This is a genomic window from Paenibacillus sp. B1-35 (assembly GCF_050474385.1).
Classification (GTDB): Bacteria; Bacillota; Bacilli; order Paenibacillales; family Paenibacillaceae; genus Paenibacillus_B; species Paenibacillus_B alvei.
Genome location: NZ_JBCHVJ010000001.1, coordinates 370750 through 393401, shown reverse-complemented (window position 1 = coordinate 393401; position 22652 = coordinate 370750). Strand labels below are relative to the sequence as shown.

Annotated in this window: 21 protein-coding genes and 1 riboswitch; of the genes, 9 read left to right on the top strand and 12 right to left on the bottom strand. The window is 44.7% G+C overall.

The annotated features are described in order from the left end of the window. The first annotated feature begins 57 nt into the window (after positions 1-57). Positions 58-597, top strand: a complete 540-nt coding sequence (locus tag ACQ5BJ_RS01850) for a recombinase family protein (protein ID WP_005549167.1) — start codon at positions 58-60, stop codon at positions 595-597. A 99-nt stretch (positions 598-696) separates the two neighbouring features. On the opposite strand, the gene fabG is transcribed toward ACQ5BJ_RS01850, so the two are convergent. From fabG to ACQ5BJ_RS01815, 7 genes are all read right to left on the bottom strand, one after another. After that, the gene (gene fabG, locus ACQ5BJ_RS01845) at positions 697-1476 is read right to left on the bottom strand and encodes a 3-oxoacyl-ACP reductase FabG (protein WP_005549168.1); all 780 of its coding nucleotides are present in this window, start codon (positions 1474-1476) and stop codon (positions 697-699) included. A gap of 151 nt (positions 1477-1627) precedes the next feature. After that, the gene (locus ACQ5BJ_RS01840; protein ID WP_268600347.1) at positions 1628-2764 is read right to left on the bottom strand and encodes an FtsW/RodA/SpoVE family cell cycle protein; all 1137 of its coding nucleotides are present in this window, start codon (positions 2762-2764) and stop codon (positions 1628-1630) included. Beyond that, positions 2739-3914 carry a putative lipid II flippase FtsW gene (ftsW, locus tag ACQ5BJ_RS01835; protein ID WP_171419395.1) on the bottom strand — a complete coding sequence of 392 codons (1176 nt, stop codon included), beginning with the start codon at positions 3912-3914 and terminating at the stop codon, positions 2739-2741. The genes ACQ5BJ_RS01840 and ftsW overlap by 26 nt, the downstream gene beginning before the upstream one ends. 37 nt (positions 3915-3951) lie before the next feature. Beyond that, positions 3952-4923, bottom strand: a complete 972-nt coding sequence (locus ACQ5BJ_RS01830) for an LCP family protein (protein ID WP_430108085.1) — start codon at positions 4921-4923, stop codon at positions 3952-3954. A 17-nt stretch (positions 4924-4940) separates the two neighbouring features. Next, positions 4941-5507: a hypothetical protein gene (locus ACQ5BJ_RS01825; protein ID WP_005549175.1), complete on the bottom strand. Its 567-nt coding sequence runs from the start codon at positions 5505-5507 to the stop codon at positions 4941-4943. A 95-nt stretch (positions 5508-5602) separates the two neighbouring features. Next, positions 5603-7018, bottom strand: a complete 1416-nt coding sequence (locus tag ACQ5BJ_RS01820; protein WP_005549176.1) for a sensor histidine kinase — start codon at positions 7016-7018, stop codon at positions 5603-5605. 3 nt (positions 7019-7021) lie between these two features. Continuing rightward, positions 7022-7747, bottom strand: a complete 726-nt coding sequence (locus ACQ5BJ_RS01815) for a response regulator transcription factor (protein WP_005549178.1) — start codon at positions 7745-7747, stop codon at positions 7022-7024. 135 nt (positions 7748-7882) lie between these two features. Continuing rightward, a riboswitch (M-box (ykoK) riboswitch) is annotated at positions 7883-8055 on the bottom strand. Positions 8056-8489: 434 nt separating this feature from the next. Here ACQ5BJ_RS01815 and ACQ5BJ_RS01810 point away from each other — a divergent pair. After that, the gene (locus ACQ5BJ_RS01810) at positions 8490-9833 is read left to right on the top strand and encodes a lytic polysaccharide monooxygenase (protein WP_005549180.1); all 1344 of its coding nucleotides are present in this window, start codon (positions 8490-8492) and stop codon (positions 9831-9833) included. 8 nt (positions 9834-9841) lie between these two features. Here the strand turns inward: ACQ5BJ_RS01810 and ACQ5BJ_RS01805 are convergent, their stop codons facing one another. Beyond that, the gene (locus ACQ5BJ_RS01805; protein WP_262866759.1) at positions 9842-10504 is read right to left on the bottom strand and encodes a winged helix-turn-helix domain-containing protein; all 663 of its coding nucleotides are present in this window, start codon (positions 10502-10504) and stop codon (positions 9842-9844) included. Between the two features lie 147 nt (positions 10505-10651). Next, complete coding sequence (locus ACQ5BJ_RS01800; RefSeq protein ID WP_430108080.1) at positions 10652-11587, bottom strand: aldo/keto reductase; 936 nt, start codon at positions 11585-11587, stop codon at positions 10652-10654. Between the two features lie 254 nt (positions 11588-11841). On the opposite strand from ACQ5BJ_RS01800, the gene ACQ5BJ_RS01795 reads away from it, so the two are divergent. Both ACQ5BJ_RS01795 and ACQ5BJ_RS01790 read left to right on the top strand, forming a co-directional pair. After that, a complete protein-coding gene (locus ACQ5BJ_RS01795; RefSeq protein WP_430108078.1) occupies positions 11842-12939 on the top strand; it encodes a hypothetical protein in 1098 nt (365 codons plus the stop codon). A gap of 43 nt (positions 12940-12982) precedes the next feature. Continuing rightward, complete coding sequence (locus ACQ5BJ_RS01790) at positions 12983-13537, top strand: GNAT family N-acetyltransferase (RefSeq protein ID WP_005549187.1); 555 nt, start codon at positions 12983-12985, stop codon at positions 13535-13537. Between the two features lie 135 nt (positions 13538-13672). On the opposite strand, the gene ACQ5BJ_RS01785 is transcribed toward ACQ5BJ_RS01790, so the two are convergent. Beyond that, positions 13673-14677 (bottom strand): hypothetical protein, encoded by a 1005-nt coding sequence (locus ACQ5BJ_RS01785; protein ID WP_430108075.1) that lies wholly within the window; start codon positions 14675-14677, stop codon positions 13673-13675. Between the two features lie 198 nt (positions 14678-14875). Between ACQ5BJ_RS01785 and ACQ5BJ_RS01780 the strand changes: the two genes are divergently transcribed. The 5 genes from ACQ5BJ_RS01780 to ACQ5BJ_RS01760 all read left to right on the top strand — a co-directional run bounded on the left by ACQ5BJ_RS01780 (position 14876) and on the right by ACQ5BJ_RS01760 (position 19838). Further along, positions 14876-15355, top strand: a complete 480-nt coding sequence (locus ACQ5BJ_RS01780) for a DUF6530 family protein (RefSeq protein ID WP_005549191.1) — start codon at positions 14876-14878, stop codon at positions 15353-15355. A 1-nt stretch (position 15356) separates the two neighbouring features. Next, positions 15357-16571 (top strand): MFS transporter, encoded by a 1215-nt coding sequence (locus ACQ5BJ_RS01775; RefSeq protein ID WP_430108072.1) that lies wholly within the window; start codon positions 15357-15359, stop codon positions 16569-16571. Between the two features lie 13 nt (positions 16572-16584). Continuing rightward, positions 16585-18807 carry an AAA family ATPase gene (locus tag ACQ5BJ_RS01770; protein ID WP_430113381.1) on the top strand — a complete coding sequence of 741 codons (2223 nt, stop codon included), beginning with the start codon at positions 16585-16587 and terminating at the stop codon, positions 18805-18807. Between the two features lie 40 nt (positions 18808-18847). Continuing rightward, positions 18848-19207, top strand: coding sequence for a GIY-YIG nuclease family protein (locus ACQ5BJ_RS01765; RefSeq protein ID WP_005549195.1), 360 nt, complete (start codon positions 18848-18850; stop codon positions 19205-19207). Positions 19208-19358: 151 nt separating this feature from the next. After that, positions 19359-19838 (top strand): DUF6530 family protein, encoded by a 480-nt coding sequence (locus tag ACQ5BJ_RS01760; protein ID WP_005549197.1) that lies wholly within the window; start codon positions 19359-19361, stop codon positions 19836-19838. A gap of 163 nt (positions 19839-20001) precedes the next feature. Here ACQ5BJ_RS01760 and ACQ5BJ_RS01755 read toward each other — a convergent pair whose 3' ends face one another. Together ACQ5BJ_RS01755 and ACQ5BJ_RS01750 are read right to left on the bottom strand one after the other, a co-directional pair. Next, on the bottom strand, positions 20002-20985 hold the full coding sequence (locus ACQ5BJ_RS01755) for a hypothetical protein (protein ID WP_430108066.1): 984 nt from the start codon (positions 20983-20985) through the stop codon (positions 20002-20004). A 209-nt stretch (positions 20986-21194) separates the two neighbouring features. Continuing rightward, a complete protein-coding gene (locus ACQ5BJ_RS01750; protein WP_005549201.1) occupies positions 21195-22172 on the bottom strand; it encodes an NAD(P)H-quinone oxidoreductase in 978 nt (325 codons plus the stop codon). Between the last annotated feature and the right edge of the window lie 480 nt (positions 22173-22652).

The following is a 22652-nucleotide window of genomic DNA, read 5'->3' as shown; positions in this document are numbered from 1 at the left end:
TATTTCAAAATTGAGATATGATATGATGAGAGTAGCTGTGATAAAGGAGCGAATCAGGTGATAATCGGATACATAAGGCCTTATTTTGAAGATGATAGCTGTGAGGAACAGTTGAAGCTGCTGGAGGACAAATGTGATCGAATCGTTCAGGAAGAGCACTCCTCTGCCAAGAGAAGAGTCGCATTATATGATATGGCACATCAACTACAACCTGGTGATACCGTGATGGTGTCGAAGCTGTACAGCTTGGCAGATTCAACGCGACATCTCATGGAAATGCTCGAATTATTCGATGAAAAGCAGTCGTGTTTCTGCTCATTGCAGGAAGAAATCGATACACGAAAGGAATCATGTGCCAATTTCAGATTGATGGTTGCGCATTTACTGGAATTCCAGAGTGACGTAATTAGTGAGAAGACAAGACAGGGCATGTATGAGGCGAAGCGCAATGGAGCAGTTACCGGACGTCCGCGCAAGCCTGATGAAAATGTAAAACGAGCCATTACCATGTACGAGAGCAAGCAATATACTTTGGCTGACATTAAAAATGAAACGGGTATTAGTAAGTCGACCCTCTATCGATATTTAGAGAATTAATGATAGTTCGGTTCCTATAGACGTGCAAAGACGCCTCCGAAACCACTGAATTTGTGGGAATGGAGGCGTCTTTTTTCATGTATGTTCTTGCCAATTCTATCAGTTCTGCCCCATCGCTTCCAGACACTCTGGAAGAAGCTGACCGCCATCAACGATGATGGTTTGACCCGTAATGTAGCCGGCCTCCTTCGAAGCCAAAAAAAGAGCGGCGTAAGCGATATCTTCGATGCTTCCGAGCCGCTTGAGCGGAACGGACGCCGTCATCGCATTCAGATAATGTTCCCCAAGGCCTTCCAAGCCTTCCGTCATGATGTTACCGGGCATGACGGCGTTAATTGTAATATGGTAACGCGCAAGCTCAAGCGCCGCGCTGCGCATGAATCCAAGCTGAGCGGCTTTACTCGCACCGTAATGCGACCATCCGGCATAACCGGTGGTCGGCCCCGTAATGGAAGAGGTAACAATGATCCGGCCGTACTCCGCTTTCTTCAAAAAAGGCAAGCAAGCTTGAAGAGAAAACAGCGTCCCGCGTGCATTTGTGTCCATCACCTGATCCCACTGCTCTCCGGTCATCTCCTCAATCGACGCATTCGGAAAAATACCGGCATTGGCGCAAAGCACGTCAATCCCCCCGAAAGTACTTGCCGTTTCGTTCGCAACACACTTCATCGACTCCAAATCGGAGACATTGCCTTCGAAAGCATGAGCAATGCCTCCATTTTCTTGGATTTCCGTTACGGTTTCCATCGCTTTTGTCAGGCTGCGTGCAACAACTGCGACGTTCGCCCCCTTTGCAGCGAAGGTTCTTGCAATTCCTTTGCCGATTCCTTTGCTTCCTCCGGTCACAACAACCGTCTTATCCTTCAGTGGCGTTAGCATGTAGATGTGCCCCCATCCTTTTCAATATGTGCTACAATATCCCATCACTTAGATTCCTTGTTATCGTACTATATACCCAAATGCGGGGGCAACTTGACTTATGAACACTTAAACACTCATAAAGAATCCTTCGAAGTTTGAAACCTGCTTCTTATCCAGACATTTGGAGAGGGACGGTATCCTTATGAATGTGCACACTCATCACTAAGCCAATTGTCAGCATATTCGTTAGCATGGAGCTGCCTCCATAACTGATAAATGGCAAAGATAAGCCTGTTAGCGGGACAAGTCCGATATGCATGCCGATATTGACGAACACTTGGAATACGATCATGCCCACTAAGCCAATTACAAGATAACCTCCCGCTAGATTCATGCTTGTATTGGCAATGAGGACGATACGATAGATCAGCATAAAATACAGCAGCAGCAGAACAGATGAACCTAGAAATCCATATTTTTCACCGATGACAACATAGATGGAATCCGAATATGCATATGGAATGAAGCCTCTATCCATATAAAACCCGTCGCTCCCGCTTAAGCCCCCAGTCCCAATGGCGCTCATTGCATTTTTCACATGCCAAGATTTATCAGGATCGCTCGTCGGATCAAGGAAGGTCTGAATTCTTGACATCTGATGGGGCTTGACGAGCTTCGCGAGCAACTCATAATCCGCAAAATAAAGCCAGCAAATCGTTCCTACTGCAATTGCGATCACGGACAGGCAAATGACCATGTAAAGAGCCTTAACGTTCCCCATCCACAGCATGCTTAGCATAACAGCAATAAATACGAGCGCAGTGCCTAAATCCGGCTGCTTCATAATAATAACGGTGGGCAGAAGGAACACCAGAGCAAACGGCACGATATCGTACAGCAAGCGGAGCTGCTCCCCTCCCCGCTTTTGCAAAAGATGCGCTGCTAGCAGTACCGTTGCGATCTTCATCATTTCAGACGGTTGGAGCTGAAAGCTTCCAATGCTCAGCCACCGAACTGCACCGTTAATATTTTCACCCTTGAACATCACGAGCAGAAGCAGCAGGATCCCTAACCCATATATGACATATGATAGCTTCCCAACTAATAGATTGTAGTCAATGGTTGCAAGCAAGAGCATTGGAATGCAAAATACGCCAAACAGCACGATATTATTCACATGTATGCCATGCAGCTTCGTTTGAAATGTTGCCTCATATACCGCAATTGTACCAATTGCAATAAGACATCCTACAATAACTAGAGTAAACTTATCGATCTTACTAAGTTTGCGCAAAAATATGATCATAGCTCTGTTCCTTTTGATTTCCTTTCCGACCGTAGCCCTGTTGCTGCCGTCTTCGATAGTTATCACGAGAAATGCTGAGGATAATGCCTGTGCTTGCCATACATAAAAGTAAGGAAGATCCCCCGTAGCTAATGAAGGGAAGCGGAACACCGGTTATTGGAAGAAGCCCGGTGACTGCCCCTAAATTAAGCATAACCTGAATAAAGATCATGCTGACAATTCCGGTTCCAAGCATAATGGCAAAGGGATCATCGCTTCGCAGCGCTGTCATGAAGCCTTTTACAACCAAGATGAAAAAGCCGAGTACCACCATACATGCGCCGATAAAGCCGAACTCTTCTCCGATGACCGCAAAAATGAAATCAGTATGCGCTTCTGGAAGATAAAATAGCTTCTGAATACCGTGTCCGAATCCGGTTCCTGTCATTCCACCATGAGCAAGAGCATAAATGGATTGGATCAGTTGATAGCCTGAGCCTTGCTGATCCTCATAAGGATTCATAAAAGACGCGATGCGCTTAAAGCGGTAGCTTTGGCTTACTGCCAAATAGATCATTACAGGCGAAATTCCAATAAATAATAAGCCTAACTGACGTAAATTAACGCCGCCAATGATAATAACAGTTAGACAAATAAAGAATAGCATGAGAACAGATCCGAAGTCGGGCTGCTTCATAATAAGCAATGAGATGAAGCTCACTACGATAAGAATGGGCAGCAGCCCCTTCTTAAAGCTTTGGATACGCTCTCCCTTGTTGCTAATTAGAGATGAAATGTACATGATGAGTGCCAGCTTCGTGAATTCAACCGGTTGAAACTGAAATCCAGCTACAACAATCCATCTTCTCGCTCCATTCATGCTGCTGCCTGCCGCCACAACGACAAGCAGAAGGACAATAGAAACAAGCAGCAAATAAGGCGCTGTTTTCTTCCACACGCGAATGGGAATATTCATCATGACGAACATACCGACGAGTCCAATGCAGGCAAACTTGATTTGCTTGGATGTATAATACCAGGGATTATCATGCTTCACGCTGCCCAATGCGGAGCTTGCGCTGAATATCATCGCCATGCCAAAACATGCAAGCAGCACGACGGTAAATAACAACAGGAAGTCTGGGCGGCCTTTTTTCATTGTCGGTTCCATCAGCTATGCCTCCGTTCTTGCACGGGGGTGAGTTCAATTACTTTTTGGATCGGGGCTCCGTCAACTTCTCAGCTGTTACCGCAGGATCGAGCCAATTCGCGATAAGCTCGCGCGCATATGCCAGATCCCCTTCGTCCAGGTTGTAATACCAAATATCGTGCTTCATCATCCCCTCTCCATCTAAAGCATAGGTTGTGAATTGAGGGAGAGTGTCCTTCATGAAGATGGATTTGGCCAGATCAATCATATCGGATGGAGAAATGTCTGTTGTAAAGTGCTCGCCCGCTATGCCAAGCAGTTCAGGAATATGGCTGAATTTATCCAACTGAACCGCACGTTCCGCTACGGCCTGTAAAAAAATTCGATTGCGCATCATGCGATCCATATCGGAATCCTCGCGATATCTTACATAGTTAAGAGCTTCGAGACCGTTGTAAATGGGCTTGTTCGCTTCAATTCTGAATTTGTCATGATTCCAGTTTTTATTGACAATATCTTTTGTTATCGGTAACTTAATCCCACCTAGCGCATCCACAACATTCTTAAATCCTGTGAAGTTGATGGCTGCATAATGGGTCACGGGATGCTGCAGCAGATGCTCTACACTGTCAACGCTCATTTTGGCTCCGCCGAACGCATACGCATGGGCGATCTTGTCTTGTTTGTTCTTTCCTACAATTTCGGTATAGCTGTCACGTGGAATGGACAATAACAGAATCCGATTCTCCTTGCGCCTCACGACAGAATAAATCATTGAATCTGATCGGCCTATTTCCTTGTCCCGCTGATCAATTCCAAGGAGCAGAACCGAGAATGGCTCATCTTGCACCAATGGATTTTTAATTGTTAATGGCTTATACGCTTCCTCCAGCTTCTTCTCCACCTGCTTCGATAAAAACATATCGAAGGTCATGAGGGCAATCTGCTTGCGGCATAGATATCCCACCGTCGCTGTCACTACGAGAAGAAATGCCAGCGAAATGATTATCCATTTTTTATTGATTTTCATTGTTGCCCCTTTCTCTTTCATTCCCTATTTCTTATGTGATTTCTTGCTTTCTCATCGGCATTTACATCGAAATCAATCTGGCCACTGTATGTTTTTTTGTCCCATAACTTCAACGCCTGGTCCTGCCATGTATATACATCAAGACCATTTTCGTCGCCGCCCATTGTCCAGCCTAATACAATCTCGGGCAAGCCGTCCTTGTTGACATCAGTCAAGCTAGCGTAATCAAGTCCGTATCCGTAGCCCTTCGTATCCCACACGATGTTCCATTGCTTATTTTCGTATCTGAGCAAGGCCGCCTTGCGCGTCTTCTCATTACGTACATTCTCTTCATACACGATAACAGCTTCATCGTGGCCATCCCCATCGACATCTCCATACGATATACCGGTGTTCCCTCCCCCATGCTTTGGGATTAATAATCGGGAGCCGTCAGGCAGTGCCCGCCGAACAACAGCTTCATGGCTATGACTTGCGGGAAGTGGTGGCTGAATGAGGTCGATAGGTGCAGCTGGAACTCCACAACCAACTGTCCACATGAGCAACCCCAATATCCATATTTGCCGCATCTTCTGTCTTCTCATTTATCCATATCCACCTTCCTTGCCTGATCGTACTCCATGTATTAGTGTATATTTTCAATTGGATGAAAGGGTTATGAAATCGTTAAAATTCATAATCATTTTTCCTCTTCTCGATCAATGACTTGCTCATTTATGGGCAAATAAATACGAACTGTCGTGCCAGCACCTGGCTCACTATCAATCTCCATCCTGCCATGATGGAGGCGTATAATCTCTTGACAGATAGACAGTCCGAGCCCGCTTCCAGTTGGACTGTTCTTTCCTTTGTAAAATTTCTGGAGCACCAACTTGAGCTCCTCTTCCGCTATACCGCAGCCGGTATCTTGAATATGAATCATAACTTCTCTATGACAAACTTCGGCATGAACAACAATAGTACCGCCTGCATCCGTAAATTTAAGCGAGTTGTCCAACAGGTTAATGAACACCTGTCTCAAGCGATTCTCATCGGCTGTGATCTTAGGAATATCGGAGTCAGCATAAATATCAAGACGTATTCCTAAACGCGCAGCCCTTGGAGCCATCAATATGCCAATCTGCTGGATCAGTTCGGGAACATGCATAGAGCTTCGTACCAATTCGAACCTACCATTATCCAGCTTGGAGAAGTCTAATAATTCGTCTACTAATTGAGCTAGCCGATCTGTTTCTGATTCAATAATATCCAGTCCTTCCGTCACCAATGACTCATCACGTGCTGCATCTGCCTTCAATGTTACTGTCCACCCCTTAATATTAGTCAGCGGGGTACGAATCTCATGCGAGACCGAGGAGATAAATTCATTTTTATGCTGATCGTTGCGGCTGATTCTGGACGCCATTGCATTCATCGTGTCCGCAAGCGTTCCTAGCTCATCTCGATAATATTTTTTGGCTCGTATAGAAAAGTTCCCATCCGCCATCTGTTCAGCGGCTTTTGTCAGTTCTTTTATGGAGTTGGTTATCGTTCGCGATATGAACAGACTTAACATCGCAACAATGAGGACAACGAGCACGCCCGCTACAATAATTAGACCGGAGACATAACGAATGGCTTCAATTGTTCCCGTGAGAGAACTGATAAAGCGAACGATGCCTACTGTTTTGCCTTTTGATTGGAGCGGATAAGAAACGGCAACTATATTCTCATTGGTGTCGCCATCAACGCCGCGCCATGTGCCTGCTGCACCTCCAGAGGCCTGCTGTACGTCAGCGTATTTGATGAACGAAATGCCTGACCTAGCGCCAAATGAATCTTGTATCATATGTCCGGCGGCATCCAAGATCTGAACCTGTCCGGAAGTATGCTGCGAAAATGCTCTAACGAGCCTTTCCGCTTGCTCATTCACTTCTTCTTCTGAGAAATATTGTTGGAAGAATGAGGCCGAGATTTCAGCTTGATTCATCAGCGCCCGCTCAACATTATAGTGATAGTAATAGTTGACTGAAGTGATCAAAATGACTTCTAATATGCATACGGTTGCTAGGATTACAGCTAAATAACTGCCAACTAACCGTTGTTGAATGCTCAATCTTTATTCTCCTTTCTTCCAACGATACCCCATCCCCCAGACAGTTTCGATCCGTCTCGGATTCGAGCAATCATCCTCAATCTTCTCTCGCAGCTTGCGAACATGAACATCAACCGTCTTCGGATCGCCAATAAAGTCTTCGCCCCAAGCTAAATTCAATAACTCATCTCTTGATAGAGCCTTATCCGGATGCTCAAGAAATGCCTTGATCATGCCGAACTCTTTTGGAGTCAGCTCGATTTTTGCACCGTGCTTGAACACTTTATTTGCTCCCTTATCCAGTCTTATCGGGCCAGATTCGAGTACGGTATTTGATACAGAAGATGTTTGTTTCGTACGACGCAAAACCGTCTTGATTCTGGCAACAAGCTCAAGCGGATTGAACGGCTTCACAATATAATCGTCAGCTCCAAGCTCAAGCCCTTTAATTTTGTCAAAGTCCTGTCCCTTAGCGGTCAAAAAGATAATGACGATATTCGCATCTATTTGTCTAATCTGTTGACAAATATCGAAGCCCTCCATATCAGGCAGCATAATATCAAGAACAACAGCGTCCGGCCGATTATCCGTAAATTGCTTCATCGCCTCTATCCCCATTGCCGCCTCACTCACTTGAAAACCATTACGCTCCAAATTAATCGAAATAAAACGGCGTATATGACTGTCATCCTCAACGACTAGCACATGATTGCGGATTTGTGACTCTATCGAGCTGGTCCATTTATTCATCGAATTCTCCCCCAATCGATTTGCTTATGTAACGAATCGGATTCGTACTTACTCTGAATAAAGTAAACAGCCCTCCCTTCCTCGGGAGAGCTGTTGATGAAAAAGGCTGCTATAATTGCGCACAATTCAAATAAGCACCGTTCCCCCTGGTACAGTTTTGGCACTATACAACGTAAAGAGGCACATGCCTCTTAGCCACATTATGAAAAGCCTTAATCCGGCAATCCCTGTTCTACCCATTGGCATCTCTCGATGTTTCCGGGCAGTGGCCTATATTCGTATAGGAGCCTCACCTAACGAGGACATATTCTACTTCCTGCATCTTACCTTCAATGTTCAGAACTGTCAATGAAGCCGTGCTTGCAATCAAGAGAGGTAAATGAATGATATCTGAGAACATTTCGGACAATGAGAGCAGCGCTGCCTTAAATTATTCCTTAAATTATTCCTTAAAATTAAGAAATCACCGAATTCAGCCCTAGCAGAAGCGCGTTCAAAGGATGTTTGGGTCAAGCTTTAAAAATTTTCTTCTCATCATACTCGAAGTTAAAGCGTATACATTTTTTTGTGTTCTGACTCCAACCCCTTTTCATCCGGTATAGGCTCATAATGAGTTTTTATACATTCATTTCAACTTGAGAAATCAGATTCCAAAAAGGAGGTGTGTACACAGTAGCTGCATGAATAGTAAGCAAGTATTTGCATGCTTTTGAACGTGTCCAATTAAAGGAGGAATTTCATTTTGACAGAAAAAAGTTCGTGGAATTTAGATTTGCGCAAATGGCTGGTCATTGGCGGAATGATGCTTTCCATGGCATTTGTCTTGCTCCTGTTCTCTAGCACCGCATTTGCTCACGGCTATATCGACTCGCCTAGCAGCAGAGCGGATTTGTGTGCGAGAAAGGTAAACAAAAACTGTGGTTTCATCATTTATGAACCACAAAGCTTGGAAGCACATAAGGGCTTTCCGGCAGCAGGGCCTTCAGATGGCAAGATTGCCAGTGCGAACGGCGCTTTTCCTGAATTGGATCAGCAATCAGCTACACGTTGGAGTAAGGTGAAAATCACGCCCGGAACGACTACCTTCCACTGGACGATTGAAGCAAACCATGCAACGACAAGCTGGAAATATTACATGACAAAGCAAGACTGGAATCCAAATGCGCCGCTTGGCCGCGCCTCCTTCGACTTAACTCCGTTCTGCAGTGTGGACTATAAAGGCAAACAGCCCCCACATTCTTATTCCGATACGTGCAATGTCCCTAGCCGAACCGGATATCAAGTAATATTAGCGGTATGGGAAATCGCGGATACAGCCAATGCCTTTTACAATGTTATAGATGTTGACTTCGGCGGCGGCTCCCCAGTCGATCCTACTCCGCCTACTGCACCTACGAATCTTGCCGTATCGAACATTACGGCATATACCGCTACATTATCGTGGAATGCTTCCTCAGATAACGTAAGTGTTACCGGCTATACTATTTACAAGGATTCCACACTCGTTGGCTCCACGAACGGAAACACAGTAACGTATGCGTTGACAGGGCTGACGCCAAATACATCCTATTCGTACACCGTGCGAGCCTTGGATGCAGCCGGCAATGAATCCACTAGCAGCAATGTCGCTTCTTTCCAAACCTCGGCGCCGCAGCCAGATACGGAACCGCCAACTGCCCCAGCTCAATTATCTGCATCGGATATTACTTCAACCAGTGTGAAGCTGTCCTGGAAAGCTTCGACGGACAATGTAGGCGTCACCGGTTATCGAATATACAATGGTTCGACATTGGCAGCCTCAACAAGCGGTTTGACCTATACGGTAACAGGACTTACACCTCATACGGCTTACACGTTTACGGTTATTGCTTACGATGCCGCGGGCAATGTATCGCCGAGCGGCAATGCGGTTAATGTCACAACTTCACCTGCACCGACTGCTTCTCCTTGGGCGGCTAATACCTCATATGCCGTAGGCGCACTTGTAACTTATAACGGCAAAACCTATGAAGCGCTTGTTGCCCATACGTCTCTAGCTGGATGGGAGCCGCCTAATGTCCCTGCACTGTGGCTATTAAAATCTTGAAATGAACACTACCATTCCACGGGTGCTATCTTTGAATATCCTGCTATGTGCAGCACGTATCCTTTTCCTCTTATGTGCTGCAAGATAGTAGGCTGACTTGGGTTCTCTTCAATCTTTTCGCGGACTTTTTTGATATAGATATAGAGCACACCTTCAGAAGTATCCAAACTATCAGCAAGTTCGTGAGCCGATACCGGTTGGCCGTCTTGTTGAACCAAATGATAGAGCAGCTTAAATTCAAGTGTTGACAATATATGTTCTACTCCGTTCTTCTGAATGGAATGGTTGGCTACCTGAAATAATGTCTGGTTATCATCCAGCACGACAGCATTATCAATTGCATGACAATTCCTTGTGTGTTCTTTTTCGCTTTCGTCACCCAACATTCCAGAAATGGATTGCTCCCACATCATCATCTTCTTCAATGTATCCTTCTCCTCTGGATTCACGATCATAATAGGCACCTTGGTCTCTGTCATCATGCGGGTGAAGCATGTGTCGTCCTCGATCTGATTCGCATCTAATAAGAATACGCTGCGAGATGTTGCGCAAGCGATTGCCTCACGGAACCTGTGGCAATCTTGAATATGAGTAAGCTTCATTTTGTCGTTGAATAAATGACTGACGTATGTAAAGAAAAAATGGTTATTCGTATACACGGATAATTCCATGTCGCTTCCCTCTCTTCATTATCCCCTTGTTCGCCATAGAAGCGCTAGATTCTATTGTATACAGGGAGAGAAGCTATGTAAATTGCTGCGGCAGAGCCAACACAAGCCCTCCATCATGAAGAATGTGTGGGCTTGTGTATATTTACGTTATTCTTCGAGAACGAGTTTAATTTGATTCATAGTTGATGCAGATAGAGGAATGCCGCTGGCCTCTGCATTGTTGCGAATCTGTTCTACCCGCTTCCCGCCAGGAATGACTGCGTCGACGCCTGGCTGATGTAGCAGCCAAGCAAGTGCCAAATTCGGCAGCGTGAGCTGCTCCTCGCTTGCAATGGCTTTTAATTTCTCTACTCTAGCTAGATGCCGCGTGAACATATCCGGCTGGAACAATGCCAAATCCTTGCGCCAATCCCCATCGTCCAGTATCATATCGGATTGATACTTTCCTCCTAATATGCCGAACGCGAGAGGCCCATACGGAATAAAGGAAATATCATGTTCCATACAATAAGGAAGCAGCTCCTGTTCAGCTGAGCGATCCAGCATGTGATAAGGGCTTTGCAGCACGTTGAGCTCATTTGTTTCATTTGCTTGCTTTACTTGCTCGATCGTCGCATTGGAAATGCCGATTGCACGTATTTTCCCCTCTGACTTCAGACGAGTAAGTTCTCCGACAGATTCACTAAGCGGGATACTCCCATCGATAAAATGAAGATAGTATAAATCGATATAATCCGTCTGAAGCCGCTTCATGCTCGCCTCCACTGCGCTTCTTAGATAGCGGGGGTCATTATTGAAGCGTATGCTGCCGTTGTCGAGCTTCTCGATCCCTCCCTTGGTAGCAAGCACTAGATTATTCCGGCAATCTCGAATAACCTTTCCAATCAATTGTTCCGAACGACCGAATCCATAGGCATCCGCTGTATCTAAGAACGTTATTCCCTGATCAATGGCTTCTTGGACAGTTTGTTTACCGGTAAGTTCATTTACATTAGCGAAATTGTTATGCCCACCTACCGCATTTGTCCCAAATCCAATTTCTGATACTTCAATTGATGTTTTTTTAAAAGTAGTAAACTTCATTCGGTTCTCCCCTTCTCATAATAATCCTCTGTGATTCGGTGTTCCCTTTGCCTTCTCAATAATAGGCATTTGCATGGATGGGTATGAATTCTAAATGTTGAGCAGCCCGTTATGACACCTATAACGTTATCAATTTTCAACAGTGTCTGTCTTGAACAAAACGTTAAGGTTCGCCTTAATTTTTGTTAAGATAGAGGATAGAACTAAAATGGATTGATCGATTACATTCACATGTAGATTTGGAGGGATATGTGTTGGAGCCTAAAGAAATCATTCGAAATATTGAAACGATTAGAAACTCCAAACCATTATGGAAAGAGTTCGAATACCAAGAAAAAGACGAAAATTACTTCAAACGATATGCGGCAGCAGTCGCCATTCAATATGACTGGAAGCATGAGGATTATGAGTTCATTCGATTTTTGATGGAAAATGAAGTAGAGAGCCGAACCCATGATTCTTTTCAAGGTTACGGGGATTCCTTGCTGCTCCTTTCTTATTTGTTGGCAAAGTTCCGTAAACCAGAACATGTATGGCTCTATGAAAAAGCTAAATGCGCTAATTTTGATACCTATTGCGGCTATTTTGATGAATTTCTCTTTTCTGCAGGAGTCGAAAATACGTGCAAGTACCTTGAGGAATATGAGCTGACGAAATCGAACGGCTATTTATTCGAGAGGAAAGATCGATTGAGATCCCTTTATTCCGAGGAAGAAATTGAAGCGTTCCTGCAAAGGATGGCCTCATGGTTCCCCGACAGCATCGACAAGGAGTCAACAGATAGTCTGTTGTCCAGAGCAATTGATTTTCAAGATCATGAAGAGGCTGATAAGCTGTTTTCCATCCTTGAACAGGAAGCTGGAGCTGACACAACGTCATTATTTTACCGAGCAAAAGAGTTAAAAAAATATGAAAAAGCCATTTCCTATAAACAAAAGGAATTAGCGTCTATCAGCGACCCAAGTGAGAAGGCATCTGCACTCCTAAATATCACCGAGCTGCATGTGATGAATAACGACTGCAGCCAAGCTTTCGCATCTGCCCGACAATGGGAACAGCTATTATTGCAATTTGATAGTTGGCGGGAAACGGGTCTGGGCCGAGCAATGAGTGAGGCTTGGTTCGATATCTGTCTTGGCATGTGCAAAGAGCAGGATGTGACGAATGCTCTCCTATGCTATGAAAATGGAAAATGGATGATCAGCAAAACGAATCATGTATACTTAAATCTATTAAAGAAGGTATACGCATGCAGTGAAGCGCTCCAAAAAAAGAAAGACATGCGTTACTATAAAATGAAAATAGAAAAGGAGAAAAAGAAGATTAATCGAATAAAAAACAGATGCTACTAGAACATATTTTATTCTAATTTTAACGAATTGAGGTAATTTACAAATGGAGATTTCGTATTGGAAAGGCAAGCGTATTCGGTTTCGCGCACCTGTTGCAGATGATATCATCATATTTGACAGTTTGGATGACAGCATACTGCAAAATATGGACTCGATCGCATTTCCACGGACACAAGCGCAAATGGAAGAATGGATCGAGCAAATCTCGCAGGGAGCTGATGAAAATAGCCATGATTTCTACTGGATCGCCGAGGATGCCGAACAGGGAAACGTTGTTGGTACCATTGAGATCGATGGCTGCGACTCAAAAAACGGAACCTTCGATTATGCGATTTCTGTCTTCCCTGCTTTTCGGGGCAAGGGCTACGCCAGCGATATGATACTTACCATTTTGAAGCATTATTTCTTCGAGCTGAGATATCAAAAAGCGACCGTTTGCATTTACTCCTTCAACGAAGCTTCTATGAACTTGCATCGCAAGTTGGGTTTCATCCAGGAAGGCAGACTGCGCAACATGATTTACACGAACGGCAGGTACTATGACGAGATTTATTTCGGCATAACGAAAGAGGAGTATGAGGGACTGTACAACAGATAATGTATGACGATCCATTTACCTATACATATCTGACAAAGGAGCTGTCGAGCGGTAGTTTTTCTACCTTTCCAACAGCTCCTTTGTTCTGTTTGCAACTTATTGTGATCTTATTATGGTTTCAATCGCTTTTGCAGGTTAATTTTTCAGGCCCTTCATTGGCTGCTGCTCGAATGTATGGAATGTCCCTTTCGGATTGACAAGCGCGATAACGGTCGGCTGTCCTTGCTTCGTGAACGTATAGCGGTCGAGCTGTATCGCTACCTTCGATCCCTTCAAATCAACGCCAAATAGCTGCTTTGCCGTCGGCGCAGCCTTGGTGATCGCCTGTTCGGACGTGAGTATCGGCTGGGCGAACGTTTGCTTATATTCATCGTCGGATTTATAGTATTCTTTTTCTCGAAGCAATTCGGCCCCCCATACTTTCCCGGTATCCGCTCCGATGTGCACTTTGTGCAGGATAGAATTCTTCAATCCTTCATCAAAGAACTTCAGCACCTTTCCCTCCTTGTTCTGAGGATTATAATTTAGGTTCACCCCATCAAGCACCTTTACATCCTGTCCGCCGTTTAAGAGTTTCATCGTTTTACGCGCAATATCAACCTTAGATTTATCTGGTGCCTTCGCATAGCTAATGGTTGCATTTGTTACTTTTCCGCTTTTTCCATCAATAGTGACAAAAGTAGCTAAATTCATACCGTGCAGGGTCCACGTATCCTTGCCTCTAGATGCGTCTTTTACCTGCGCCATCTTCGGATCCAATTCTTTCAGTTTATTTTTGCCTGCAGTTAGAATGGACAAAGGTACATCCTTGAGATCCGCCACCAGGCTGAAAAGCACGATTTCTTCGGATTGTGAATTGACGACTATATTTCCACGTTTGTCCCTTAGCTCGAAACGAATGTACTCCCCGTCAGGCAAATCCGGCATTCCTACCTGCAAATAATCGACAATTTCATAAGCCGAATTTGGCATGGCATCCTTTATTGCCTTTTTCACCTTCGCAATCATTTCTTCGCTAACCTCGATTTTGGCCTTCGCTTGCTGGGCAAAAGCCCTTGGCAAATATGCCGCGTCAGTTAAAACTCCTGCAGAAAGTGCACTTACAAGCATTACAGCGACAACTGATTTCTTCACATTCATTTCGATTCCCTCCTAAAATGTGGATCTCAAACTACTCTCTCCGGTTCATTAGATCACGAGAGAAATGATCAGGTTCACGTAATTCGCAAAAAAACGGGCGCAAAAAAAGATTGACTCCCGTTACATTCCAATATAAACTGAAGCAGTAATTTAGTAAATTAGTAATTTAGTAAATACAAAATTGAAAAGAGGGAGAAAATGAAAATACCTGCTACGTTAAAACACAAGCCTGTGGTCGTGTCGGACAATTATGAGCAAGTCGATGGCCCATTCGCCAGGAACACAGATGCAAAAGTTCTTTCCCTGGGATTGGCTCAGCATAATGACAGAGGAAAGGTCGAACTTTCCGCCAAGGTATGGAGACATACGGGAGGGAAAGGGGCGCAGAATTCGGAGGAACTTCCCCTCCATCGTGTGCTTGATTTATCCATTTTGATTTGCCGCTCTGTAGCTCATTTTCACGAAGCATACCGCTATGAGCATTTATATGACCCGCAGCAGCCTGTCATCGACCGGATTGGCCTGCAAGGAGATGCCATGACCGTGGCCATTAATACGGAAAATAAGCAAATCAATGAGGACATTAAATTGTTCAGTCAAGCGCTGAGTGACAATGATGAGATGATCAGCGAGCGCCTTCGCAATCTATCCAAAATTTTAAAGGATATGGGGTATTGACATGTTGTCCAATCGATATGTTCGAACCGTGATTCTCTCCCGGGTGCTGCTCCAACTTGGAATTTGGATCCGGAATTATGCAGTTCTGCTGTATGTTACCGAATTGACAAACAATAATCCGATTTATGTATCGCTAATTTCAGTTGCGGAATTTGCTCCAATTTTTCTATTCGGACTAATTGGCGGAACCTTTGCCGATCGATGGAAGCCGAAGCGAACGATGGTATGGAGCGATCTGCTGTCTGCCTTGTCCGTTGTAGCTGTGCTGATTGCTGTTTTGAACAACGGATGGATTGCCCTTCTCATCGGATCATTTATTTCGGCCAGTCTGTCACAGTTTTCTCAGCCTTCGGCCATGAAACTATTCAAGCGGCATGTACCAAGTGAACAACTGCAAGGCGTAATGGCGATGTTCCAAACGCTTGTCGCCATCTTCACGGTCTTGGGTCCGATTATCGGCACATTTCTATTTATACAGTTTGGAATTCACGTATCTCTAATGTTGACGGCTGTCTTCTTCCTGGGATCTTCGCTCATATTGTCCTCACTCCCACGTGACGAGGAAGAACCGCAATCAAACGATGCAGGCAGCTTCATCAAGGAGCTGACAGCCGGGCTGCGCTATATTGGGTCGAATCAATCGTTACGCACACTTTGCATGACCTTCGCGGCTGTCGGATTAGCATCAGGTCTGACGCAACCGCTTCAAATCTTCCTTGTCATCGAGAAATTGGGATTGAACAAACAAGATTTACAGTGGTTTGTAATGGCCAACGGAGCAGCCATGTTCGCAGGCGGAATTGCCATCATGGGGATCGCTAAAAAGGTAAAGCCGCAGTTGCTGCTCATGATCGGCTTGCTTGTCGCGGCCGTCTGTACGATGGGCATTGGCGCGTCTACCATGATTTGGCTAACCGTTGTTCTCTTAGTAATTAGCGGCTTGTTCTACCCATGTATTCATGGCGGCATTCAGACACTTATAGTGCGCAATACAGAAGGTGCATTTATGGGCAGAGTATCCGGCGTGATCACGCCTGTTTTTATGGGCATGATGGTCGTGGGCATGTTTTTATCCGGTTATTTGAAGGAGATGTTTTCTCTGCTTACTGTATTTGTGTTGAGCGGTATATTGATTATTGCGGGGACCCTTTTGCTCACCCCTCTCCTTTTTGAAAAAAAGCAAACGATAAGCGAAGCTCCGCATCATGATGGATAAGGAGAATCATGAAATGAACGTACAAGAAACCTATGTCTTGTCCCCTGCGAGACAACTGACGGATGAAGAGAAAACGCTGGTTTGGAAGAAGCCTTCCTCTCATCAGATCAGTGAAGAAGAACAGCGTATTTGTAAAGAAGTAAAGCGCAACTGGAATCGCGGGGAAATGAAAATTGCCAATATTCTGTTAGAAGGCGATGCCGGTTCCGGTAAAACACAACTAGCCAAAGCGCTATCAGCTAATTTCGGATTGCCGTATACGAAAGTAACCTGCTTTGCCGATATGGATAAATCAGATATTATCGGCGCCATTTTGCCAGTCATTCCTTCTGAGCAATTAGAGAAGGTGGAACCTGCGGAGCAACGCATGTGGCAAGCAATCTATGAGAGCGATAGTATGCATCGCGTAACGGAAATTTTAATGGATGCCCTAGAGATTACACAGGAACAGGCTACCTTACAAATGAAGCAGCTAATGAAGCGTGCGGTTGAAAATACCGATGGAGAGACTGTTGAATATCGATTTTACCCATCGGAGATCGTTAGAGCGTTTCAAAAAGGATATCTTCTAGAAATTCAAGAACCTAATGTGATTCGAGATGCAGCGGTATTGATGGCGTTAAACTCTGCTCTGGAACTGGATGGAAGCATGAACCTCCCTACTAAGATCATACACAGACACCCAGACTTTATCGCAATCATCACAACAAACCGAAGCTATGCGGGAGCCAGACCGTTAAACGAAGCACTACGCGACAGAGTTCAACACTCGGAAAAGATGGATCTGCCCGGCAAAGAGGTCATGATGGAACGCGCGATGTCCAAAACAGGCTATCAGGATGAAAAGGTGCTTAGCTTATTAGCAGATGTCATTATCATTTTGGATCGAACAGCCCGAGTAAATGCGATCAAAGGCGTGGCTGGAATGCGTTCCTTTTTCTACTGGACAGATGCAGTTGCTGGAGGAGCCTCCGTCAAAGCGTCCCTATATCATAAGGTCATCTATAAAATAACAACCGATGACGAAGAAATTAAGATTCTGGAAGAAGCACTTGAGAAGCATGGATTGCTTGCTGCCTTAGAGGACACTGCGAATCAGGTAAAAAAAAAACAAAAAATCGGTGATACAATAGAAATCAAAACATGGGGAGATATCAACTCGGATCTTGACTATGATGCTGACAGCCTAACTGAGGAAAGAGGCATAGCACTGAGAAAGTCTGCGGATAGTGAGGATAGCTCATCACGAACATCTGTGGATCCTCACGACGATACAATGATAAGTACAGATACCGGTGAAGACGGCTCCCCCCACTATCATCAGGCAAATCCGGATCTAATGACTGAGGATGAACAACAAAAAGAGCGCGACTTTCGCAAAAAGCTAAATCGTGCTGCCAGAGAATTAGTGTCCAATACGATTCATGATAAGGTGAAGCTTATCGTTCACCGTCCAGACTATACGCTAGAAGATCAGTACGAATACGATCGTCTCAGCAAAGGACTCATGCCAATCGTGAGGGAGATTGCCCGAAAAACACTCCCGCTGCTGGAACATGAGGTATCTTCCGAATATGTTAGGAATCGTTACTATGGAAGCAAATTTCAGGCGGATAGTGTGGCTTACAGGGATTATCGGTATTTTGCTAAAAAACGCCCTCCATCTGATTCCCCTTCCCTAGTGGTTGGCCTCAGGATTGACGAATCCGCATCGATGTCTGCGTTTGGCAGATTGAAAGCGGCTAAACAAGCGGTAATGGCAGTCTATGAATATTGTCAGATTTGCCAGATCCCCATACTCATCTACGGCGACACGGCAGATGTTTCCAGGATGGAGCAAATGTCGATCTTTGCTTACACCGACTTTGAGAAGCCAGATCCTAGCGACCGATTCAGGCTCATGAACATCCAGGCCAGAAGCAATAATCGCGATGGAATGGCGCTGCGAATGATAGCGGAACGATTAGCCGTATCCCCTCAACAAACCAAGCTGCTCATTAGCATTAGTGATGGACAGCCCAAAGCAATGGACGATTACACAGGGAATAATGCAGTAAACGACATGCAGCAAACGATTGAGGAATACGAGCGACGAGGAGTTCGATTCCTTGCAGCCGCAATCGGTCAAGACAAGGACATCATCCAGGAAATCTACGGGAATGATCGTTTTTTGGATATTTCGGATTTGCATGAGCTGCCTGCTAAGTTAGTTCGGATGATCACTAGATATATATAATTCACATCACTCTTCAACCTTGAAAAGGAGAACAAACAACATGGATATGAACAAGCGCAAGGAGCTTATTGAAGCTTTCAAACAGATCAAGACTTACATGGGAGTTGTCCAGATTAAGAATACCGTCAACGGCAAAATCTATATTGACAGCTATCCTAATTTGAAAAATAAGTGGCTTACGATACAAATGCAGCTGGACATGGGCAGATTCGCAAATGCTCAGCTTCAAAAGGATTGGAAGGAGTTCGGATCGGATGCCTTCACCTATGAGATTCTGGAGCAGAAGGAAGCTGATAAGGTAACCGACATACGCTGGGAAGTGAAGCAAATCATAAAGCCATGGCTTGAAAAATTGCAGCCCTATGGAGACAAAGGGTATAATAAGCCTCCTAAGAATTAAGTTATTGTCGTAATTTACTGCAATTGGCGGGGAAGCTTCCCCGCCGTTTTCTTATATGTCCCAGTATACCCGACAGATTGACTATCATTGAAATCCAAGATAAGATGAAACAGTCATTTAGTAAATTAGTAAATGAAAAGAGGGTCAGAACGTGAAAATACCTACTACGTTAAAACATAAACCTGTTGTCGTGTCGGAAAACTATGAGCAGATTGACGGCCGACTCGCTCCCAATACAGATGCCAAAGGCCTTTCGTTAGGATTGGCCCAATGGAACGATAGAGGAAAGATCGATATTTCTGCCAAAGTGTGGAGATACACGGGAGAAAAATGGTCCAGACAATCCGAAGAGCTCCCTCTTCATCGTGTTCTTGATTTGTCTATTCTGATTTGTCGTTCATTGGAACATTTTCGTGAAGCGTATCGATATGAGCATCTTTATGATCCCGAGCAGCCTATCATCGACCGAGTTGGCCTGCAAGGAGATGCCATGACCGTGGCGGTATGTACGGACAATGAGCGAATTAATGAGGATATTAAGCTGTTCAGCCAAGCGTTAAGCAATGACGATGAGATGATAGGCGAACGTCTGCGCACGTTATCCAAAATATTAAAGGATATGGGGTATTAAGTCTAATTACAGGCAGAAACTAAGCCCTCATCTTACATTAATAGGGGTGTTCCTAGTCGCTCTCAACTTCTGGGACACCCCTTCCTTTTCTATAATCGAATCGTACCTACGGACAATACAGAGTGGTGTAGGCTAGCAAAAAATTGGCTTTATAGCGAATTTGTTAATTCGCCGTAAAGTATCCTGTCCCTGTGCTAGCACCATTACCTACCACATAGATCGTGCCGGTGTCTGTTGTGCGATAATTGCTGATTGGGCCTGTATGATGAACAGGATCTCCTGTAAATGACGTGCCGTAATTCACTGGGGTTGGATAAAGGTTCAGCACATTATTACCAGCGGAATACCAGATATCGCTCCATTGGAACGGAAATCCGTACATGGCTGCCGCCCACCACGCCATTTTAAACTTATCGGTTCCATTATCGGTTGGTTGTGCGCTATTTGCTGCGTTCGTGGCAATAACCGCCGTTTCAATGCCTTTGTTACGTTTGTAAGTTAGACATTTGTCAGCTTTAGCTGACCAGTCAGAAATCGATAAATACGAATTGTTAGATATTAGCCAACTTTCGGCAAGATACCAGTCACCAGCACCGATACGGGAAGGCTGGTACACTCCTTTTTCGTTAAGATCTCCTCCAATATCATCCGGATTCCAGGCGTTCATAAACACCTTGAGCCCCTTTCCATGCGCATAATCCGTGACATCATTCTGGATTGTTCTTGTTACCCCATAATCAAATCCAGCACAATCAAGGAACACACCATATATGTTCATACCACTCCATTTGTTGATTTTTTGCTTAATCGCTGTTGTATCAGGGTTCGGAGTGCATCCTAAATTCACGTACCCAAACACCTTCTTGCCGCCGAGTGCATTTAAATTGTTAATAATCGCAACTGTGTTCGAATGATCTCCATGTGTCGTGTCTTCAAGACCTGCCCCAAACACGATGATATCAAACTGTGCAAAGGTGTTCGATGCAGTTGCCACATTTCCAGCCGCACCATTTACGACAGAAGGCCAGCCATAATAGATTGCCAATCGCTTTTGCGGTGAAATGACCTCAGAAGCGCCAGCAGTCGAAATCAAACTGGTTAGTCCTATTAATAAAGCAAGCAATGCCAACCATTTTTTGTTCCCCATGCCATTACCTTCCTTCATATGTTATTGATGATTGTCTTTATGCATTGGTAACACGTCCAAGCCTGTTATTAAGCAGATTCTCCTCTCCCCTCCTGTTTACACAAATAAAATATTGCCTACACATGCGGCATGCAAAAAGGACCGCTATTCTTATATTAGCGGCCCTCGATTTTCATGAATATATTTTATTTGTTTGGTAAAAAGGCTAATCATTTCACCTTTAAAATGATTTTACCTATATTTTGATTTCTCTCCATGTGAACATGAGCTTCGCTTACTTTTTCGAGTGGATAAGAAGTATCTATAATCGGCTTTATGCTCCCATTTTCGAAGTGCTTCATAATGTTAAGGATGAAATCCTGTGTCAGCTTCGCCTTGTACGCATCGCTTCTTGGCGTCAGCAAGGTTCCTGTAAGTTGCACACATTTTGACATTAAGGCAAATAAGTTCACTTGCGGTACCTTGACCCCGCCGAGCACGCCAATGAGCACCCATCGGCCTTCCTTCTTGATGCTGGCTAGGTTTTTCTCCCAATAATCCGCACCTATAAAATCGAGAATAACATCAGCACCCTGCCCGTTCGTAGCACGAAGCACCTCTTCATCAAAGGATTGCTCCTTGTAATTAATGAGCACATCTGCACCGAGCTCACGGCAGAACTCCAGCTTTTTGGCGGAACCAGCCGTTACAATTACAGTGGCATTGCTAATTCGCTTGGCAAGTTGAATGGCAGCTGTCCCCACCCCGCTTGCACCAGCATGAATAAGAACCGTTTCTCCCTGTTGAAGCTTGCCTAGCCAATAAAGCGTCTGGTATGCGGTCAGGAACACTTCAGGAATCGCCGCTGCTTCAGCAAATGAGAAGGAATCTGGAACAGGAATTGCGCGATCAATTGGCATGACCGCATACTCAGCATATCCCCCGCCATTGACAAGTCCCATTACCTTGTCTCCAACTGAAAAGGTGCTTTTACCATTCACGTTAATGACCGTACCAGCTACTTCTACCCCTAATATCGGATTGGTCGCATACCCAGACTTGCCTTCCCGCGTGACAATATCTGTACGATTCACAGCCGCTGCGTGCACTTCGATTAACAGTTCGCCTGCCTGGGGCTCGGGGATTGGCAAATTTGCCAGCTCCAATTGCTCAGGTCCACCTGGTTTCGTTACGATTACACCCTTCATTCTTGAGCCTCCTTGTATGTAAAATCATATTGTTTGATAGTTATGGAACAATGATATTTTATGCGCGCTGTGAAGTCAAGCTCGCCCTGTCTCGCTGATTTTTAGTTCAGTTTGCACTTACTGCTGATCTGTATGAAGGGATCAATTGTCTGAAAACTGTTGCAGTACAATCATTTTCCCTGTGTATGTGATTACTCTATAGAAACCATTTTTTCAATCGTTGCAGAGTTGAGGTCTAAACGTGGCAAGCAAGTGCGCAATCCGTTTTTTGTATGTTTATGTATGTATTACGGGCGCATCTATTATGGCGATTGAGATTGCGGCATCCCGCTTTTTGGCACCCTATTTTGGAACTTCTATGATTGTATGGCCAATATGATTGGTCTCATATTCCTATCACTGTCACTTGGTTACTGGATCGGCGGATTTTTCAAATATGAAGGTTACCGGGCTAGAGCTTGATCCAGAGGTCATACAACT

Excerpts from the sequence above, each read along its gene's own strand:
- fabG (WP_005549168.1), bottom strand. The coding sequence starts at position 1,476 with ATGCTAACGCCACTGAAGGATAAGACGGTTGTTGTGACCGGAGGAAGC.
- ACQ5BJ_RS01840 (WP_268600347.1), bottom strand. The coding sequence starts at position 2,764 with ATGATCATATTTTTGCGCAAACTTAGTAAGATCGATAAGTTTACTCTA.
- ftsW (WP_171419395.1), bottom strand. The coding sequence starts at position 3,914 with ATGGAACCGACAATGAAAAAAGGCCGCCCAGACTTCCTGTTGTTATTT.
- ACQ5BJ_RS01830 (WP_430108085.1), bottom strand. The coding sequence starts at position 4,923 with ATGAAAATCAATAAAAAATGGATAATCATTTCGCTGGCATTTCTTCTC.
- ACQ5BJ_RS01825 (WP_005549175.1), bottom strand. The coding sequence starts at position 5,507 with ATGAGAAGACAGAAGATGCGGCAAATATGGATATTGGGGTTGCTCATG.
- ACQ5BJ_RS01815 (WP_005549178.1), bottom strand. The coding sequence starts at position 7,747 with ATGAATAAATGGACCAGCTCGATAGAGTCACAAATCCGCAATCATGTG.
- ACQ5BJ_RS01805 (WP_262866759.1), bottom strand. The coding sequence starts at position 10,504 with ATGGAATTATCCGTGTATACGAATAACCATTTTTTCTTTACATACGTC.
- ACQ5BJ_RS01800 (WP_430108080.1), bottom strand. The coding sequence starts at position 11,587 with ATGAAGTTTACTACTTTTAAAAAAACATCAATTGAAGTATCAGAAATT.
- ACQ5BJ_RS01790 (WP_005549187.1), top strand. The coding sequence starts at position 12,983 with ATGGAGATTTCGTATTGGAAAGGCAAGCGTATTCGGTTTCGCGCACCT.
- ACQ5BJ_RS01785 (WP_430108075.1), bottom strand. The coding sequence starts at position 14,677 with ATGAATGTGAAGAAATCAGTTGTCGCTGTAATGCTTGTAAGTGCACTT.
- ACQ5BJ_RS01780 (WP_005549191.1), top strand. The coding sequence starts at position 14,876 with ATGAAAATACCTGCTACGTTAAAACACAAGCCTGTGGTCGTGTCGGAC.
- ACQ5BJ_RS01775 (WP_430108072.1), top strand. The coding sequence starts at position 15,357 with ATGTTGTCCAATCGATATGTTCGAACCGTGATTCTCTCCCGGGTGCTG.
- ACQ5BJ_RS01770 (WP_430113381.1), top strand. The coding sequence starts at position 16,585 with ATGAACGTACAAGAAACCTATGTCTTGTCCCCTGCGAGACAACTGACG.
- ACQ5BJ_RS01765 (WP_005549195.1), top strand. The coding sequence starts at position 18,848 with ATGGATATGAACAAGCGCAAGGAGCTTATTGAAGCTTTCAAACAGATC.
- ACQ5BJ_RS01755 (WP_430108066.1), bottom strand. The coding sequence starts at position 20,985 with ATGGGGAACAAAAAATGGTTGGCATTGCTTGCTTTATTAATAGGACTA.
- ACQ5BJ_RS01750 (WP_005549201.1), bottom strand. The coding sequence starts at position 22,172 with ATGAAGGGTGTAATCGTAACGAAACCAGGTGGACCTGAGCAATTGGAG.